This is a genomic window from Kribbella sp. NPDC051952, from assembly GCF_040680855.1.
Classification (GTDB): domain Bacteria; phylum Actinomycetota; class Actinomycetes; order Propionibacteriales; family Kribbellaceae; genus Kribbella.
Genome location: NZ_JBFAXQ010000028.1, coordinates 38,238 through 53,197, shown reverse-complemented (window position 1 = coordinate 53,197; position 14,960 = coordinate 38,238). Strand labels below are relative to the sequence as shown.

At 67.3% G+C, this 14,960-nt stretch carries 16 protein-coding genes; 7 read left to right on the top strand and 9 right to left on the bottom strand.

Features of this window, described 5'->3' with window-relative positions:
* Positions 1-18: 18 nt before the first annotated feature.
* The 3 genes from AB0L70_RS35160 (at position 19) to AB0L70_RS35150 (ending at position 2,126) form a co-directional block, all read left to right on the top strand.
* Entirely contained in the window at positions 19-435 is a 417-nt protein-coding gene (locus AB0L70_RS35160) for an ester cyclase (RefSeq protein ID WP_363691132.1), read from the top strand.
* Between the two features lie 367 nt (positions 436-802).
* Positions 803-1,069 carry an alpha/beta fold hydrolase gene (locus AB0L70_RS35155; RefSeq protein WP_363691166.1) on the top strand — a complete coding sequence of 89 codons (267 nt, stop codon included), beginning with the start codon at positions 803-805 and terminating at the stop codon, positions 1,067-1,069.
* A gap of 163 nt (positions 1,070-1,232) precedes the next feature.
* Positions 1,233-2,126 (top strand): alpha/beta hydrolase, encoded by an 894-nt coding sequence (locus AB0L70_RS35150; protein ID WP_363691131.1) that lies wholly within the window; start codon positions 1,233-1,235, stop codon positions 2,124-2,126.
* Positions 2,127-2,468: 342 nt separating this feature from the next.
* Here AB0L70_RS35150 and AB0L70_RS35145 read toward each other — a convergent pair whose 3' ends face one another.
* From AB0L70_RS35145 to AB0L70_RS35130, 4 genes are all read right to left on the bottom strand, one after another.
* A complete protein-coding gene (locus tag AB0L70_RS35145) occupies positions 2,469-2,831 on the bottom strand; it encodes a sigma factor (RefSeq protein ID WP_363691130.1) in 363 nt (120 codons plus the stop codon).
* Positions 2,832-3,029: 198 nt separating this feature from the next.
* Entirely contained in the window at positions 3,030-3,980 is a 951-nt protein-coding gene (locus tag AB0L70_RS35140; RefSeq protein ID WP_363691129.1) for an alpha/beta hydrolase, read from the bottom strand.
* A 281-nt stretch (positions 3,981-4,261) separates the two neighbouring features.
* Positions 4,262-4,894 (bottom strand): VOC family protein, encoded by a 633-nt coding sequence (locus tag AB0L70_RS35135; RefSeq protein WP_363691128.1) that lies wholly within the window; start codon positions 4,892-4,894, stop codon positions 4,262-4,264.
* Positions 4,891-5,823 carry a universal stress protein gene (locus AB0L70_RS35130; protein ID WP_363691127.1) on the bottom strand — a complete coding sequence of 311 codons (933 nt, stop codon included), beginning with the start codon at positions 5,821-5,823 and terminating at the stop codon, positions 4,891-4,893. The genes AB0L70_RS35135 and AB0L70_RS35130 overlap by 4 nt, the downstream gene beginning before the upstream one ends.
* Positions 5,824-6,003: 180 nt before the next feature.
* Between AB0L70_RS35130 and AB0L70_RS35125 the strand changes: the two genes are divergently transcribed.
* The gene (locus AB0L70_RS35125; protein ID WP_363691126.1) at positions 6,004-6,540 is read left to right on the top strand and encodes a DUF1440 domain-containing protein; all 537 of its coding nucleotides are present in this window, start codon (positions 6,004-6,006) and stop codon (positions 6,538-6,540) included.
* Positions 6,541-6,544: 4 nt separating this feature from the next.
* On the opposite strand, the gene AB0L70_RS35120 is transcribed toward AB0L70_RS35125, so the two are convergent.
* Both AB0L70_RS35120 and AB0L70_RS35115 read right to left on the bottom strand, forming a co-directional pair.
* Positions 6,545-6,886: a Rieske (2Fe-2S) protein gene (locus AB0L70_RS35120; RefSeq protein ID WP_363691125.1), complete on the bottom strand. Its 342-nt coding sequence runs from the start codon at positions 6,884-6,886 to the stop codon at positions 6,545-6,547.
* A gap of 9 nt (positions 6,887-6,895) precedes the next feature.
* The gene (locus tag AB0L70_RS35115; RefSeq protein ID WP_363691124.1) at positions 6,896-8,626 is read right to left on the bottom strand and encodes a GMC family oxidoreductase; all 1,731 of its coding nucleotides are present in this window, start codon (positions 8,624-8,626) and stop codon (positions 6,896-6,898) included.
* Between the two features lie 734 nt (positions 8,627-9,360).
* On the opposite strand from AB0L70_RS35115, the gene AB0L70_RS35110 reads away from it, so the two are divergent.
* The 3 genes from AB0L70_RS35110 to AB0L70_RS35100 all read left to right on the top strand — a co-directional run bounded on the left by AB0L70_RS35110 (position 9,361) and on the right by AB0L70_RS35100 (position 11,227).
* Positions 9,361-9,657 carry a hypothetical protein gene (locus AB0L70_RS35110; RefSeq protein ID WP_363691123.1) on the top strand — a complete coding sequence of 99 codons (297 nt, stop codon included), beginning with the start codon at positions 9,361-9,363 and terminating at the stop codon, positions 9,655-9,657.
* A 281-nt stretch (positions 9,658-9,938) separates the two neighbouring features.
* A complete protein-coding gene (locus tag AB0L70_RS35105) occupies positions 9,939-10,412 on the top strand; it encodes a hypothetical protein (RefSeq protein ID WP_363691122.1) in 474 nt (157 codons plus the stop codon).
* A gap of 5 nt (positions 10,413-10,417) precedes the next feature.
* Positions 10,418-11,227 (top strand): alpha/beta hydrolase, encoded by an 810-nt coding sequence (locus AB0L70_RS35100; RefSeq protein ID WP_363691121.1) that lies wholly within the window; start codon positions 10,418-10,420, stop codon positions 11,225-11,227.
* A gap of 58 nt (positions 11,228-11,285) precedes the next feature.
* Here AB0L70_RS35100 and AB0L70_RS35095 read toward each other — a convergent pair whose 3' ends face one another.
* The 3 genes from AB0L70_RS35095 to AB0L70_RS35085 all read right to left on the bottom strand — a co-directional run bounded on the left by AB0L70_RS35095 (position 11,286) and on the right by AB0L70_RS35085 (position 14,868).
* Positions 11,286-11,678: a VOC family protein gene (locus tag AB0L70_RS35095; protein WP_363691120.1), complete on the bottom strand. Its 393-nt coding sequence runs from the start codon at positions 11,676-11,678 to the stop codon at positions 11,286-11,288.
* Positions 11,679-11,709: 31 nt separating this feature from the next.
* Entirely contained in the window at positions 11,710-12,057 is a 348-nt protein-coding gene (locus tag AB0L70_RS35090) for a VOC family protein (protein WP_363691119.1), read from the bottom strand.
* Between the two features lie 84 nt (positions 12,058-12,141).
* Positions 12,142-14,868 carry an AAA family ATPase gene (locus tag AB0L70_RS35085; protein ID WP_363691118.1) on the bottom strand — a complete coding sequence of 909 codons (2,727 nt, stop codon included), beginning with the start codon at positions 14,866-14,868 and terminating at the stop codon, positions 12,142-12,144.
* Between the last annotated feature and the right edge of the window lie 92 nt (positions 14,869-14,960).

Genomic DNA, 14,960 nt, shown 5'->3' with positions numbered 1-14,960 from the left:
TCACCGAGCATGATCGTCATGGCTGACATCACTGCACTCGTACATCGCTTCCACCTCGACGCATGGAACCGTTGGGACGACTCGGTGGTCGACGAGATCCTCGCGCCGGACTTTGTCTTCCGCGGCTCGCTCGGTGATGAGGTCCACGGGCCGGATGGATGGCGCTCCTACCGCGACAAGATTCGCTCTGCGGTCCCTGACTTCACCAACACGATCGTCGACCTGGTCGCAGCGGGCGACCGAGCAGCGGCCCGTCTGAATTACACCGGCCACCACCAGGGCACGTTGCTCGGTGTCGCCGGCACTGGCCGGCCCATTGGCTACAGCGGAGCCGCATTCTTCACCTCTGCCACCGGCCGGCTGGCCGCAGCGTGGGTCCTCGGCGACTTGGACTCCCTTCGTCACCAGCTCAGTCAGCCCACCGCCGGCACCTGACCGGCATTCCGGCCGGGCTACCTGGGTTGCCCGCCTCAGACTGGCGGTTCGACCACCTTCGGCGACCTAGTCCATCACGCACCACAGAGATCCTCGACATCTTCGAAAGCAACCAACAAATCCAACAACTAATCGTGGCCCGCAGGCTGCTCGGCAAAACCCCCGCAGAGCTGAAATAGGTCTATTTGCAAGGATCTAGGCGTGGCCGAGGTTGCCTCAGAGAAGGCTCGGACCATCGTCGAGCGGTCCACCCTCGGACCGGTGATGACCCCTGCTCCGTCAGCCGCGAAGCGGACGCGTCGAGCTGGATCCGCGTCATCGAGCTGCTCCAGGATGACGGTGACACGGTGCGCGCCATCCCAACCCACTGCGCTCGCTGCCCGGCGACGCCGCCTCCGCTCGGACCTTCTTGCAGTCGCTGTCGGTCCCGATCGTCGTCGTCGGACATTCGTACGGCGGCGCTGTTGTGACCAACGCAGCCACCGGGACTGTCTTTACGTCGTTCGCGACCGGTTTGGACAACGTCGACAAGGCGATGGCGTATCCCGTCGTGGTATCTGATCGGGACCGGCGACAAGATCATTCCGCCCGTCCGTCCAGCGAACGATGGCCAAGCGCGGTGGTTCGAAGGTGACGGAGTTCAAGCAAGGACATCTCGGTCTGATGTCCGACCCGAGCACGGCCACACGGGTTATTGAACAGGCCGCACGAAGCTAGGCAGTGGTCACAAACCGACGTGCCGTCCTGTCAATGTTTCAGGAACTGATCGACCGGACGGTCCGGCACAGCATCAGTCGATGACCGAGGAGGTCGTGATGAGCAGTACAGAACGCGAGAAGCGTATTTCAGAGCGGGAGAGTCGGGAGATCCAGGCGGCCAATGCCTCCGGGACCACTCCAGTCGTCTTCGTCCACGGCCTCTGGGTGCTGCCTAGCAGCTGGGCCAACTGGGCGAAGCTGTTCGAGCAGGCCGGCTACGCGCCGTTGATGCCGGACTGGCCGGACGACCCCGAAACGGTGGCGGAAGCGCGGGAGAACCCGGACGTCTTCGCCAAGAAGACACTCAAGCAGGTAGCCGACCACACGGCCGACGTGATAGGCGAGCTCGAGCAGAAGCCCGTCGTGATGGGGCACTCGACTGGAGGACTGGTCGCCCAGATGCTCGCCGGTCGTGGGCTGTCGGCGGCCACGGTCGCGATCGACCCGGGCGTGTTCCGGGGCGTCCTGCCACTGCCGATTCCGGCGCTCAAGGCGAGCGGGCCATTTCTGGTGAACCCGTCGTACCGGGGCCGTGCGATCACGCTCACCTTCGACCAGTTCAAGTACGCCTGGGCGAATGCACTCGACGAGGACGAGGCACACCACCTCTACGAGACCTACCACGTGGCTGGGTCGGGGATCGCGCTGGCACAGATGGGCAACGCGAACCTGAACCCCTGGACCGAGTCGAAGGTCGATACCAAGAACCCCGGGCGAGGCCCGCTGTTGATCCTCGACGGGGAGAAGGACCACACGGTGCCGTGGGCCATCGCCAACGCGTCGTACAAGCGGCAACGGCGGAACCCGGGTGTCACCGAGATCAAGAAGATGCCCAACCGCGGCCACGCGCTCACCATCGACCACGGCTGGGAAGAGGTCGCCCAGACCGCCCTCGACTTCGTCACGCGCTACGCCCCGCCCAAGACACGCTAGCGACGACGAACGGCATTCGCTCGCACCAGCTCATGGAGTGGAGGAGCCCATGACCGAGTTGTCTGTCCGGTCGGGGCGGGGCGGGGCCTTCAGACGCCCTTCGGCGTACGGACTCTGACGCTTCGTCGAAACGTTCGCCGAAGAGCATCCGCCACTGTCCTTGGACTCGGACGTGCTGGAGCTGCGCGCGCTCATGCCCGAGGCAACGGAGACGGACCGGCCAGGCATGCTCGACGTCATCCGCCTGCTCTATGACCTGACCGTCCACCAGCCGCGAGTACGCGACCAGGCGGCGCTGGAGTGAGCGATCGAGCTGAGCGTACGCCGCGAAGCTCGACGCCGCTAGTCCAACCCTTTCAAGCTGGCCCAGCTCGCACTTGTGTTCCGGGCGGCCGCGATTCGCCGGCGGGCGGACTGGCTGACGTTGATGGCGAGCCGGGTGGTCATGGTGACCAGGAATGCTCGCGGGTCCGCGACGACCGTACGGTCGGTCTTCTGCCAGCGGAGCCAGGTCTCTTGTACGACGTCCTCGGCCTCGCTGCTGCCGGCCAGGACTCGGCAGGCGATCGCCGTCAGCTGCGGTCGCCTGCCGAGGAAGGTCGCGACCGCCTCGTCAAGGTCGCCGCCGGCTGGCGCGGGACTCGCGGCCGGGACCGCGACGTCGTTCCTGTCGTTCCACGTCTGCGTTGACGCTGTTGCGTTCACGCTCCCGGCTCCTCTCCCACTCGTCGTGTGCTTGTCATCACGATGCGGGTGCCGGTCGCGTCCTGGCGCCACCGAGAGGACGTGGCCGGCTGCGTAGTTCCGCTCAGTACGTAGCGGTTGCTAACTACGTGGTTGCTGCCTGGGGACGTGACAGCAGCCGCGCGGGGGAGGTGCCGCGTGGCTGCTGCGGATCGGGTTTCAGTCGGTGCCGAGGGCTTTGCGGAGGATGTGGATGGCCTGCTCGACCGCACCTGTCGTGGCAGCGGTCTGACGGAGTGGGTTGACCATCATGAAGTCGTGCAGGATGCCGTTGTAGCGGATGCAGGTGGTGCGTACGCCGGCCTCGGTGAGCTTGCGTCCGTAGGCTTCGCCCTCATCGCGGAGTACGTCGTTCTCGTCGACTATCAGGAACGCCTCCGGCAGGCCGGTGAGTTCCTCGATGCTTGCCCGCAACGGCGACGCGGTGATCTCGGAGCGCTTGGATTCGTCCGGCAGGTAGCAGTCCCAGAACCAGGCCATCCCCTTCGCGGTGAGGAACGGACCGTCGGCGAACTCGCGGTAGCTGTCGGTGTCCTGGCCCGCGTCCGTCACCGGGTAGTACATCGACTGGTGGACGAACCTGACATCGCCCCGCCGCTTGGCGAGCAGGGCCAGCACCGCCGTCATGTTGCCGCCGACCGAATCGCCGGCCACCGCCATTCGCATGGCGTCGAGGCCCTCGGTCGAGCCATGCTGGGTGATCCACCGTGCGGTTGCGTAGCCCTGCTCGATCGCGACCGGGTACTGCGCTTCCGGCGAGCGGTCGTACTCCACGAAGGCGACGGCGGCCTTCGCCCCGACCGCCAGTTCGCGAACGAGTCGGTCGTGTGTCCCGGCATTGCCGAGGACCCAGCCGCCGCCGTGCATGTACAAGACGGTGGGGAGGATGCCGGTCGCATCGGCGGGCCGCACGATGCGGACCCGCACGTCGCCGACCTCGGCCGGCACGGTGATCCACTTCTCGGTCACGTCGAGTTTGGTGATGGGTGCGGCTTGGACGTCGTCGAGGACCTGCCGTGCGCCGTCCGGGCCGAGCTCGTACAGGAACGGCGGTTTCGCCGTCGCGTCCGCGAACTCCTGCGCCGCCGCCTCGAGGAAGTGCTTGCTCATGAGGGATTCCGTCCTTCCAGATGGTCGATGAGCCGACATGAACAAGTCCGCACAGCCAGACCTTTCGTGACGCCGTCCAGGACGCCCGCCGGTCGGGATCACCTTGCCGATGGTCGCGTGGCTCTTGGTGTACGGCGTCTTCCGACTGGCTCGCCGCGCACTGGACCGCCGCCGAGCCGACGCCTGGGCCCGAGAATGGGAGCAGGTCTCACCCCGCTGGACCCGCCCAAATAACTGAGCCAGTCCAGCCACTCGGTGCCTCCGATGGCGTCGTACTCGCGTTACTGCGGGAGGTCCGCGCCGGACTGTTCGGCGACCATGTAGGTGGCGTACCACTCGGGCCACTTCTCGTCGAACTCGCCGCCGTTGCGCTTCTCGTGCTCGCCGTGGGCGGTCGCTGCGCGCTGCAGTGCTTTCTGCAGGTCGTCGACCGAGGTGTACGTCGTCTCGGCGGTGTCGATGCGGCCCGGCAGACGGGTCGTGACCTCTTGCAGCAGCCAGCTGTTGCCGTCCGGATCGCTGAAGGTCGCGAAGGAGCTGTAGCTGGCGTGTTCGTCGGCGGGTCCGGCGACGCGGCCGCTCGGGTCGTCGGGCTGGAACTGAGCGCCCGGTGTCTCGGGGTGGAACGTCTCGCTGACGTCGACACCGAAGACGGCGAGTTCTTCGCGGGCGGCTTCGATGTCGGAGACGATCAGGTAAAGGCCGCTGGCCGAGCCTGGTTCGGCGGTCGTGATGTTCGTGCCGAACTGGACCGATGCCGGCGAGCCGGGCGGTGTGAACTGGACGACCCGGAAGCCGTTGTCGAAGGCAAAGTCGGCGTCGAGTCGCCATTCGAGCTGTTCGTAGAAGGCCTTCGCCTTGTCGACGTCGGTGACGGGGATGACGACAGCTTCGAGCTTGAGATCGGTGGTCATGATTCTCTCCTGTGATGTGTGGTTGTTGATTGTCCTGCGGCGAGGACGACTGAGCCGCGGGCGAGGCGGAGGATGGTGTACGTCGATGAGCCGCTGAGTACCTGCCGGATCAGCCCGTGCCTGACCCGGCCGAGCACGGTCAGCGCAGCCGCGGCCGATTCCGCGAGTACGACGCTGTCGACCGGTCCGGGCGCGACGCGCCAGCGGACGTCGATCTCCGGGTAGGCCATCTGCCAGATGCGCACTGTGTCTTCGAGGTCATCGTGTCCGATCGGTCCCGTGGCATGGACGACGGTCAGGCCGGTGCCACGGCGTCGTGCGGCGCGGAACGCGAATCCCACCGCATCTGGCGGCCCACCGTCGTCATCGACTCCGACGACCACGCGCCCGGCAGAGGGCCCGACAGAGCCTGCCGCCGACAGCCCGATCACGGCGAGGGAGGCCGACGTACGGCGGCACAACCGGCGTGCGAGTGCCCGTTCGAATCGGGCGGCCTTCCTGTTGCGGCCGGGCCGGTTGTGGCTGAGAACGACGAGCGCTCCCTCTGTGCCACGGGCTTCGTCGACCAGGGCCGCGATCGGCCGGCCGGGGAACAGGCTGCCGTTGATCGGCACGGACGGCGCGATTCGGTGGGCGCGGTGGACGGCCGCTGACACGACTGCCTCGGCGGCTTCACGAGCCGGAAGATCCGTGGCCGGCATACCTAGCGGATCCAACAGCCGGGGCCACTGGAGCGCGTAGACGATCTGCAGCGCGGATCCTCGCGCGGCGGCCTCTGCGGCGGCCCATTCCACCGCATCCTTGTCCGAGCCATGCGCATGGACCAGAACGATGACCGGGCCACGGTCAGGTCCGGCCGCGGGCGAGCCAAGATTGGTGTTCGGCGCAGGTACGGCGGCAGCTCGGTGATCGCCGCGAAACATCCTCATGATTCCTCCTCTGTCCTGCCACCACCGTCGCGCCGATGACGTGTCGTCACACCAGGGAAAGCCACGGGCCAGTTCCCTGGCGTGACGGAGCCAGGGTTTTCCCGGGGCGCGACACAGGCTCATCGGGCGCACTCTTGAGATCTGAATCAGATCTATGAGGGAGGAATCATGATGAGAGGTATGCGGCACTCGAGGCCGGCTGGATCGCCGACGCCGCTGGGAGCCGTGATCCGTGGTTCGGTGGCGGGTGCTGTGGGCACGCTCGCGATGGACCTGTTGCTGTACGCGCGTTACCGCAAGGACACCGGAAAGAGCGGGTTCCCGCACTGGGAGTTCTCCGCCGACGTCCACAACTGGGACGAGGCGCCCGCACCTGCCCAGGTGGGGAAGCGACTCTACGAGGGGCTCTTGCAGCGTGAGCTGCCCGACCGCCGGGCCGCGCTGGTCAACAACGTCATGCACTGGGGTTTCGGGATCGCGAACGGCGCCCTGTACGGCGTACTCGCGGGATCCGCACCAGAGCCCAAGGTCCGCTACGGCGCGCCGTTCGGTGCTGGTGTGTGGGGGAGTGGCTACGTGACGCTGCCGGCCGCCGGGCTGTACCAGCCGATCTGGAAGTACAGCCCCCGTGTCCTGGCCAAGGACCTCAGCGCGCACCTGGTCTACGGCCTGAGCACCGCGGCCGCCTTCCGGGCTCTCCACGGAAGGCGGCCGTGACAGGTCAGAGCAGGATCTGGATCTCGCCGTTTTCTTCCTGCACTTCGTAGACGATCAACGGTTCGGTCGCCGGGCCGTTGATCACTGCGCCGGTGGCGATGTCGAACCGCGACCCGTGGCACTGGCACATGATCGTCGAGCCGGTGCGCAGCCCGCCGGAGAGCGGGCACGGTTCGGAGCCGCACGTGCAGAGGTCGCCGAAGGCGTAGATGCGGCCGTCGACGCGTGCGAACGAGACACGCAGCTTTCGGTCGCCGAGGGTCAGGTAGTACGGCGCGACGCCGTCGTCTGCGATCACCGCGGCGGAGTCGACGGTACGGAACGCGCTGGCTGAGAGGTCGGTCATCGGATGCTCCTAGTACGGGTAGTCGGGGATGACGTCGGCCTTCTTCGCATCCAGACGCAGCTCGCCCGGAGCGCCGGCGGGTACGGCGGGACGGTGCGGCATCACCGGACTCACACGCTCGTACCCGGATCCCAGCGGCGGCCTCAGGTCGACGTCTCCCTTGTTCGGCCACAGTGACAACGCGCGTTCGGCCAGCGCGGTGATCGAGAGGGATGGGTTCACTCCCGTGTTGGCCGGCATCACGCTGCCGTCGATGACGTGCAGGCCGGGCTGGCCGAACACCCGCTGGTAAGGATCGACCGCGCCCCCGTCAGGGCTGTCGCCGATCGGGATCCCGCCGGTGAAGTGCGCCGACGCGGTCCGATTGATCACCTCGAACGGCAACGCTCCTTCGTGGGCGCCCATCATGGCCGCCATCCGATCGACGAACTGTTCGACGACGGGGATGTGCACGGCCGGCGGCGTACCTGTGTGCCGGCTCCGCATCAGACCGTCCTTCCAATAGAGCTCGATCGACGTGTCGGTCGTCTGGGAGCAGAGCATGACCACGGTCCGCTCGGCCCAGTTGCGTGGGTCGTCGAAGCTGAGGACAGACGTCGGATGCTCGATCAGCTGCTTGATCCACTCCGCGGTCGGGTGTTTCTGCTCGCCGTTCTGGTGATAGGTGACCAGGAACGCGAACAAGTCGTTGCCGACGCCCCAGTAGACGGGCTCGATGCTCGTGACGGGGTCCGGCCAGACGCCGGAGGTGATCGACACCGATCCCGGGGTGAGTTGGATCCGGTCCGGATCGCGTTTCCATTCTTCGTGGGTGCGGGTGATCGCGAGGAGTTGTTCGGAGTTCGTCCGTGCCCGTTGGCCGAGCTGTGTGGAGACGCCGTTCAGCCGGCCTTCGTGCTGCATGTGCAGCAGGAGCTTCGACGAGCCGTACGCGTGCGCAGCGACGATCACCTGTTCGGCGGTATAGGTGTGATGCGACAGATGAGCGGCTCGTTGTGCCCAGCCCGGATGCCGCGCGTGCACCTCGAACCCACCTCCGTCGAGGGGGACCAGGTCGTAAACCTCGTGGAGTTCGTGGACCCTGGCGCCGAGGCTCTCGGCCAGGTACAGGTAGTTGGTCGTCAGCTTGTTCTTCGCGTTGTGGCCGCAGCCGATGTTGCATTTGCCGCAGGAGATGCAGCCGGTACGACGTGGTCCGGCGCCGCCGAAGTACGGATCGTCCGCCTCGACTCCCGGGCTGCCGAAGTACACGCCGACGGGCGCTTTGTTGAAGGTTTCGCCTCGGCCCAGCTCGGTCGCGACCCGCTGCATGACGCGGTCGACGTCGGTCGGCAGGTACGGGTAGCGCACCGCGCCGAGCATCCGGGTTGCCTGGTCGTAGAACGGGGCCAGTTCGTCGGCCCAGTCGGTGATGCCGGCCCACTCGGGTGCGTCGAAGAAGTGCTTCGGCGGGACGTACAGCGTGTTCGCATAGACATGTGACCCGCCGCCGACACCCGCGCCGGACAGGACCAGTACGTCGTCCAGGTACTCGACCCGCTGGATGCCGTAGAGCTCCGCCGCCGGGAACCACAGGAACCCGGGCAGATGCCACTGACTCTTCGGGATGTCCGCGTCGCCCCACCGCTTGCCGGACTCCAGTACGCCGACCCGGTACCCCTTCTCCGCGGCACGGAGCGCAGAAACGCTACCTCCGAACCCGGAACCGACGATCAGTACGTCGTAGTCGAAGCTCGTCATCGGGATCTCCCTCCTAGGCCCACCTGTCGACCACCACATTCACACCTTGAAACTCACATCGACCCAGTGGAAGACCCTGGTCGATTGCCGCAATACTGGCGGCGGGGATGTTCGGCGGTGTCAGCACCGCGGATGAGGGGGCGGTTGATGAGTGGTGGCGGGGCGGTAGCGAGCGGATGGGTTGATCCGCGGCCTTTGATCGAAGCGCGAGGGGTGTTCGCGGCGATGCTGGATCCGCGGTCGGGCGGTCCCCCGGCCGATCGGCCGCCGAGCGCTGGTTTGAGCGTTCTGCTGGCATTGAGCGGTCATGAGTTGCTGTGGATGGTGAATGCCGCCTCATCCAGCCAGTACGTCGAATCCTGTCCTGACGGGCGCCACATCCCCACCGAGACCGGGAATCGTGCACCTACAACGGTTCTCTCGACCTCGACTGCTACTACTCGTGCATGTTGGAGGGCTAGCAGTCGTGGCGAGCCGCTGGATCCGGTTGCACCTCGACCTGCTGATCATGCCGGTTGCAGCCGTCGGTCTCATCGTGTTGTCCGGCCATACGGACGTCTCCGGTGCGGCCGGTGACACCTTCACGGCGGCGATGACCGTGCTGGTGTTCTTGCTGCCGTCCACCAGCCTGCTCGGTGGATACCTGAATCGCCTACACCTCGGCCGCCGTTGTGCTGGCCGGCACTGCGTTGTTCGAGCCTGGCGGTGGGTGGAGCGACTTCAGGGCCACGGAGTTGCTGATCGCGCTCGCGGTGGTCCTCCTGATCTGCACGGCGTTCACCGTGCTCCCGGCAACCTGGACGGTGCTCGAATACCGACAAGCTCGCGACTATCTCGACACCGACCTCAACTTGCTGGCTCAACCTCGACCTCAGCAGGCCCTCGAGGGCGACGGACAATCCTCCGACAGCCGGGCGGTGGCGGAGAAGGTCAACAATCCCAAGGCATTCCTCATCGTCGGGCTGTGTGGAGCGTGTGGGTTGGCCGGCCTCGGCATCGGACGTCGAGTCTGGCGAACAAGACGAACCTAGGCGGCCAGATCAGGACTCCTTCTCACAGTTCCTTGCCGGCCTGTGAATGCTGCGGTAGTCAGGCCTGCACCAGGAGGGAGCAGCTCACCTCGGCTCGCCGACGTCTTGCTGTGCTCAACTAACCAGCTGTGGCTGTCGAGATGACGTGCCCAGGGGAATGACTGGCCAGGTGTTGGGCACGTTGGTGGTCCAGGGGGAATCACTGGTGTGACTGGTTCCGGAGGGACGAACAGTGGGGTTAGTGGATCCCGCTAGGGAGTCCCTCACGAAACGGAACGCAGATGTCCACCATTCATTTCACCGAGATCACCACCTCGACGCCTGAGCAGTTCGTTGCCGGGCTCACCGACTTCGGGCCGGGCCGGGCGAAGTTGTTCGTCAACAGTTCGGACGACCACCTCGAGGTCCACGCACAGGGACCGACGTACGCCGACGTCACCGAAGGCAACGACAGTGCGTGGGAACGGCTGTCCTACGAGTGGTCGAACCCGAACCGCATCGTCCTCAAGACCACCGACTCCAACCTGTGGGGCGGCGCGTCCGGTCACACCTACACCCTCACCCGCCGGGCCGACGGCGCGACCGTGATCGACGTACGGATCGTGCGTGAGGGCAAGAACCTGAAGGGCCGGTTCCTCGGGATCGTGCTCGGCCTGTTCGGCAAGAGCGTGCTCGGCAAGCCGTTCCACAACTCCGTTAAGGCCATCGAGGCGCGCAACCTCGAGGCGCTCACCACTAACCACGTAAAGGCATGAAGATCATGAAGAACCTGATTCGCAGCGCACGGAACCTGAGCCGCAACGTCATGCTGACCGCACTCGGCGGTGCCGTGCTGCTGGCCGGCGCGACCACCGCACAAGCCACGGTGGGAACCCACAGCAAGGAGAAACCGACCATCGTCCTGCTCCACGGAGCGTTTGCCGACGGCAACAGTTGGTCGGAGGTGACGGGCCGGTTGCAGAAGGACGGCTACCAGGTCGTCGCTCCCGCAGTCCCATTGCGAGGCATCGCGTCGGACGCGTCGTACCTGAGCGGCGTACTCGCGACCATCCCCGGCCCGAAGGTGCTCGTCGGGCATTCGTACGCCGGTGCTCTGGTCAGCGAACTCGGCGACACGGCAGGCGTGAAGTCGCTGGTCTACGTGGCCGCGTTCATCCCGCAGGCCGGTGAGACCCTCGGTGCGCTGAACTCGCAGTTCCCGGGCAGCGACCTCGGTTCGGTCACGACCACGATCAGCTACCCCGGTGGCCTCGACCTCGCGGTCGACCCGAACGGTGCCGGTCCGGTCCTGGCCGCCGACGTCCCGGCCCGCCAGGCCGCCGTGTTCGTCGCCGCCCAGCGCCCGATCGCAGCCGCCGCCTTCGGTGAACCGGTCGAGGAGACCGCCCCGGCCGCCCTGCCGAAGTACGCCGTCATCCCGACCGGTGACCACGCGATCGCCCCGGCCGCCGAGCGCTTCATGGCCAACCGGGCCGGCGCGAAGATCACCGAGGTCAAGGGTGCCTCCCACCTGGTCGCAGTGTCACAGCCGGCGGCCGTGACCAAGGTGATCGAGCAAGCCGCCCGCTGATCCACACCCAACCAAGCCGGCCGGAGCCACCAAGCTCCGGCCGACTGGTGCGTCCGGCTCAGGCTGGTTCGGAGACGAACAGTTCGACCGCGATGTCGTCGGGATCCTTCAGGTTGAGGTGCAAGCCGAACGGGCTGGATTCGATCGCCGAGCAGACCACTCCGGCAGCGGTCAGGCTGGCGTGCCAAGCCTCCAGCTCCGCACGAGACGGCACCACGAAGGCAACGTGATCCAGGCCGATCCGGCCGGGGTCGAAGCTCTTGTCGTCCGACCCGCGATGATCCCGCAGCGCGATCATCAGCGCGTCGCGCGCCACGATGATCAGGGTTCCGTTGTCGCTGCCGGTCGAGAACACGGTCTGAGTCCCCAGCACGCGGTTGTAGAAGTCGGCGCTGTGCTCAGGATCGGTCACGGTCAGCGAAATGTGTGAGAACGCATCAAGTGCCGGCATGGCCACAGTAAGCGCCTCGGGCCGGAAGATCTCAACTGCTGACAAGCAGCCACTTGTTGCCGTCCGGATCTGGGAACGTCGCGTAGTCGGACCCGTCCGCGCAGTGCGCGATCGCGCTCGGCCGGGCACCGCGGGATTCGAGCTCGGCCAGCGTTGCCCCGAGATCGGCGACCGTCAGTACGCCGATGGTTGCCCCCGGGGCTGTGTCGGTGCTGAGAATGATCGAGCACGACGAGCCGGGCGGCGTCAGCCGGACCATCCGGTGGCTGCCGCGGGCCGCGCGGTCCTCGTCCAGCCGGAATCCGAGCGCCCGATAGAAGTGCCGGCTCCGGTCCAGATCGGATACGGGCACGACGACGGCGACGAGCTTCTGCTCCACGGTTGACTCTCCTCTGGTGTTCCTCCTTCGAGAGTCGCTCCGAGGCGACGCCATCGAACCCGTGGAACACACTGGTGTAACAGCTCAGGCGGAGCGTGCGAGCGCCGCGCGGAGCTGCCGGCGTGAGGTGACACCGAGCTTGGAGAAGATCTTGCGCAGATGCCATTCAACCGTGCGTGGGCTGATGAACAGCTGGGCCGCGATCTCGGGGTTGGTGAGCCCGTCGCGGGCCAGGCCGGCGATCTGTGCTTCTTGAGCGGTCAGGTCGTTGCTCGTGTCCGGCCGACGTTTGCGAACGGTTTCACCGGTGGCCAGTAGCTCGTGGCGAGCCCTTTCGGCGAAGGCCTCGACCCCCATCGCAGCCAGCTGCTCATGGGCGGTCCGCAGCTGTTCACGGGCGTCGACGCGGCGGCCTTCGCGGCGCAGCCACTCGCCGTACAGGAGGTGCGCGCGGGCGATCTCGACGCGCAGCGGGGTCTGGCTGAGGTGCTCGATCGAGGCGCGGTAGATGTCCTCGTCGCCGTCCTGCAACGCCTGGACGCGGGTGCGCAGACCGTGTCCCCACTCGGTGGGGGTCGCGGCGGTGCGCTCGTTCAGCCACGCCAGCGCGGACTCGACGTGCTTGGTGTCGCCGGTGCGGGAGGCCGCCTCGGCGAGTTCGGCGGCGACGAGTACGCCGTATCCGATGACGTCCTGGTCGAAGACGCGGAGCGCGGCGTCGCGGGCAGCGTCGTACCGGCCGAGGCCGTTGTTGAGGACGGCGCTCGCCAAGGTCGCGAAGACTCCCATCCGGCCTTGCTCCTGTGCGGTGGACTGCCGGACAGTGGTCTCGATGAGTCTTGTTGCCGATTCCTCGTCGCCGCGGAAGGCCGCCAGCATCATGGCCGCATAACCGAGTCGTGGATTTCCGGTGGCGACCGCGATCTGGCGATCCTCCTCGATCAGGCCGGCGACCGCGGTCAGGTCGCCGGTCAGGCACTCGAGGTTCGCGCGGAAGTTGAGCGCGTACTGTAGTTGGAGCAGTGCGCCGGTTTCCCTCGCCATCCGGTCCTGGCGGGCGGCGAGCTCGAGGCCGGCTTCCACGTCCCAGACCTCGATCGCGATGATGCCGGCGGCTCGGTTCCCGGCCAGCCACAGCCAGCTGCCGACATCGCCGGTGCCCACAGTGCCGCTCCGGGCCCGGTCCAACGCCGTGGTGAGCTTGGCCGCGGCGGCAGGGTAGCCACTGGTGATGCGCAGCGCGAGTGCCTGCAACAGCAGGTCGGCCGGTGGATCCGAGTCGACCGGCGGGGGAGCGGCGGCCGCTGCCAGGGTCAGGATGCCGGGCACCTCCGGCCCGCTCGCCCAGATCGCCGCGGACATCGCCTCGAGATAGGTCACCCGGGCGCGCTCGGGCGCCTGGGAATCGAGCTCCCGTGCGGCCCCGAGGAGTAGACGGGCCGCATCGCGTGCTCGGCCCTGGTCGAAGGCGACCTGTCCACGCAGCCGGTCGATCTCGGCGGTCCGGACCGTATCGGGCGGTCCGGCTGCGGCCGCGTTGAGCAGCCGCAGCGCCTCGTCCAAGGCGCCGGAACCGCGTTTGGCGGCTGCCGCGGCCAGGGTCCGCTCGGCGCGTCGGGCCGGGTCGGGGGTGAGCTGAGCGGCGCGTTCGAGGAACTCGGCCGCCGCGATGAGACCGCCACGGCTCTGGGCCCGGAGCGCGGAGTTCTCGAGCTCAGTGGCCACGTCCTCATCGGGGCGGGCCGTTGCCTGAGCCCGGTGCCAGGCGCGCCGATCCGGCGACAGCTCGGGATCGGTGACGTCCGCGAGTGCTTGATGTACCGCCTGGCGCTCGTGCAATGAGGCCATCCGGTACGCCGCGGATCGCACCAACGGATGCCGGAACCGCACGTGCTGTCCGAAGGTGATCAGTCCCGACTCGATCGCCCCGGCTGCCGGGTCGGCACCCAGCCCTAGCTTCTCGGCGGCCCGCCACAGCAGCGTCGCGTCGCCGAGCGGTTCGGCAGCCGCGGTCAGCAGCAGCATCCGGGTGTCCGGGGTCAGCTCGGCGATTCGCCGTACGAAGCCCTCCTCGATCCGGTTGACCAGCGGGCCGTGGCTGAAACCGTCTACCAGTTCGGTCGGCGACCAGGCCCGGGGCAGCTCGAGGAGCGCCAGCGGATTGCCCTGCGTCTCGGCCACGATCCGGTCGCGGATCCGTGGGTCGATCGGCCCCGGCAGCACCGACTCCAGGAGGGCGCGGGCGTCGGCCTCGTCGAGGCCGTGAATCTCGAGCTCGGTCAGTCCGGTGAACTCGTGGTCGACGCCGCTGCGGACGCTGAAGATCATCACGACCGATTCCGCAGCCAGTCGGCGGGCGACGAACGCGAGCACCTGCGCCGACACCTGGTCCAGCCAGTGGGCGTCGTCGACGATGCAGATCACCGGCCTCTTGGCGGCCGCGTCGGACAGCAGATTGAGTACGGCGAGACCGACCAGGAACCGGTCCGGGACGGGACCAGCGAGCAGGCCGAACGCCGTACAGAGCGCATCGTGCTGTGGCCGGGCGAGACGTTCGAGCCCCTCCAGGAACGGCAGGCACAGCTGGTGGAGTCCGGCGTACGCGAGCTCCTTCTCGGACTCGATCCCGGCGACCCTCGTCACCGCGCACGAGTCGTTGTCGGCGGCGAGCTGGTCCAGCAGCGCCGACTTGCCGACCCCGGGCTCGCCGCGCACCACCAGGACCTCGCTGCGCCCGGTGCGTGCGGAGGTGACCAGACCCGCCAGTACGGCGATCTCCTCCTGCCGGCCACGCAGTCCGTTCTCTGCCATGCCCACCCTGCTGTCACCGGGGAACCCAGCCGCCCACCCGCCCGGACCGATCGGTGGACGATGCAACTAGGTCAGGTTCGCACCCGGTACCG

Excerpts from the sequence above, each read along its gene's own strand:
- AB0L70_RS35160 (WP_363691132.1), top strand. The coding sequence starts at position 19 with ATGGCTGACATCACTGCACTCGTACATCGCTTCCACCTCGACGCATGG.
- AB0L70_RS35150 (WP_363691131.1), top strand. The coding sequence starts at position 1,233 with ATGACCGAGGAGGTCGTGATGAGCAGTACAGAACGCGAGAAGCGTATT.
- AB0L70_RS35140 (WP_363691129.1), bottom strand. The coding sequence starts at position 3,980 with ATGAGCAAGCACTTCCTCGAGGCGGCGGCGCAGGAGTTCGCGGACGCG.
- AB0L70_RS35135 (WP_363691128.1), bottom strand. The coding sequence starts at position 4,894 with ATGACCACCGATCTCAAGCTCGAAGCTGTCGTCATCCCCGTCACCGAC.
- AB0L70_RS35130 (WP_363691127.1), bottom strand. The coding sequence starts at position 5,823 with ATGAGGATGTTTCGCGGCGATCACCGAGCTGCCGCCGTACCTGCGCCG.
- AB0L70_RS35125 (WP_363691126.1), top strand. The coding sequence starts at position 6,004 with ATGCGGCACTCGAGGCCGGCTGGATCGCCGACGCCGCTGGGAGCCGTG.
- AB0L70_RS35120 (WP_363691125.1), bottom strand. The coding sequence starts at position 6,886 with ATGACCGACCTCTCAGCCAGCGCGTTCCGTACCGTCGACTCCGCCGCG.
- AB0L70_RS35115 (WP_363691124.1), bottom strand. The coding sequence starts at position 8,626 with ATGACGAGCTTCGACTACGACGTACTGATCGTCGGTTCCGGGTTCGGA.
- AB0L70_RS35105 (WP_363691122.1), top strand. The coding sequence starts at position 9,939 with ATGTCCACCATTCATTTCACCGAGATCACCACCTCGACGCCTGAGCAG.
- AB0L70_RS35100 (WP_363691121.1), top strand. The coding sequence starts at position 10,418 with ATGAAGAACCTGATTCGCAGCGCACGGAACCTGAGCCGCAACGTCATG.
- AB0L70_RS35095 (WP_363691120.1), bottom strand. The coding sequence starts at position 11,678 with ATGCCGGCACTTGATGCGTTCTCACACATTTCGCTGACCGTGACCGAT.
- AB0L70_RS35085 (WP_363691118.1), bottom strand. The coding sequence starts at position 14,868 with ATGGCAGAGAACGGACTGCGTGGCCGGCAGGAGGAGATCGCCGTACTG.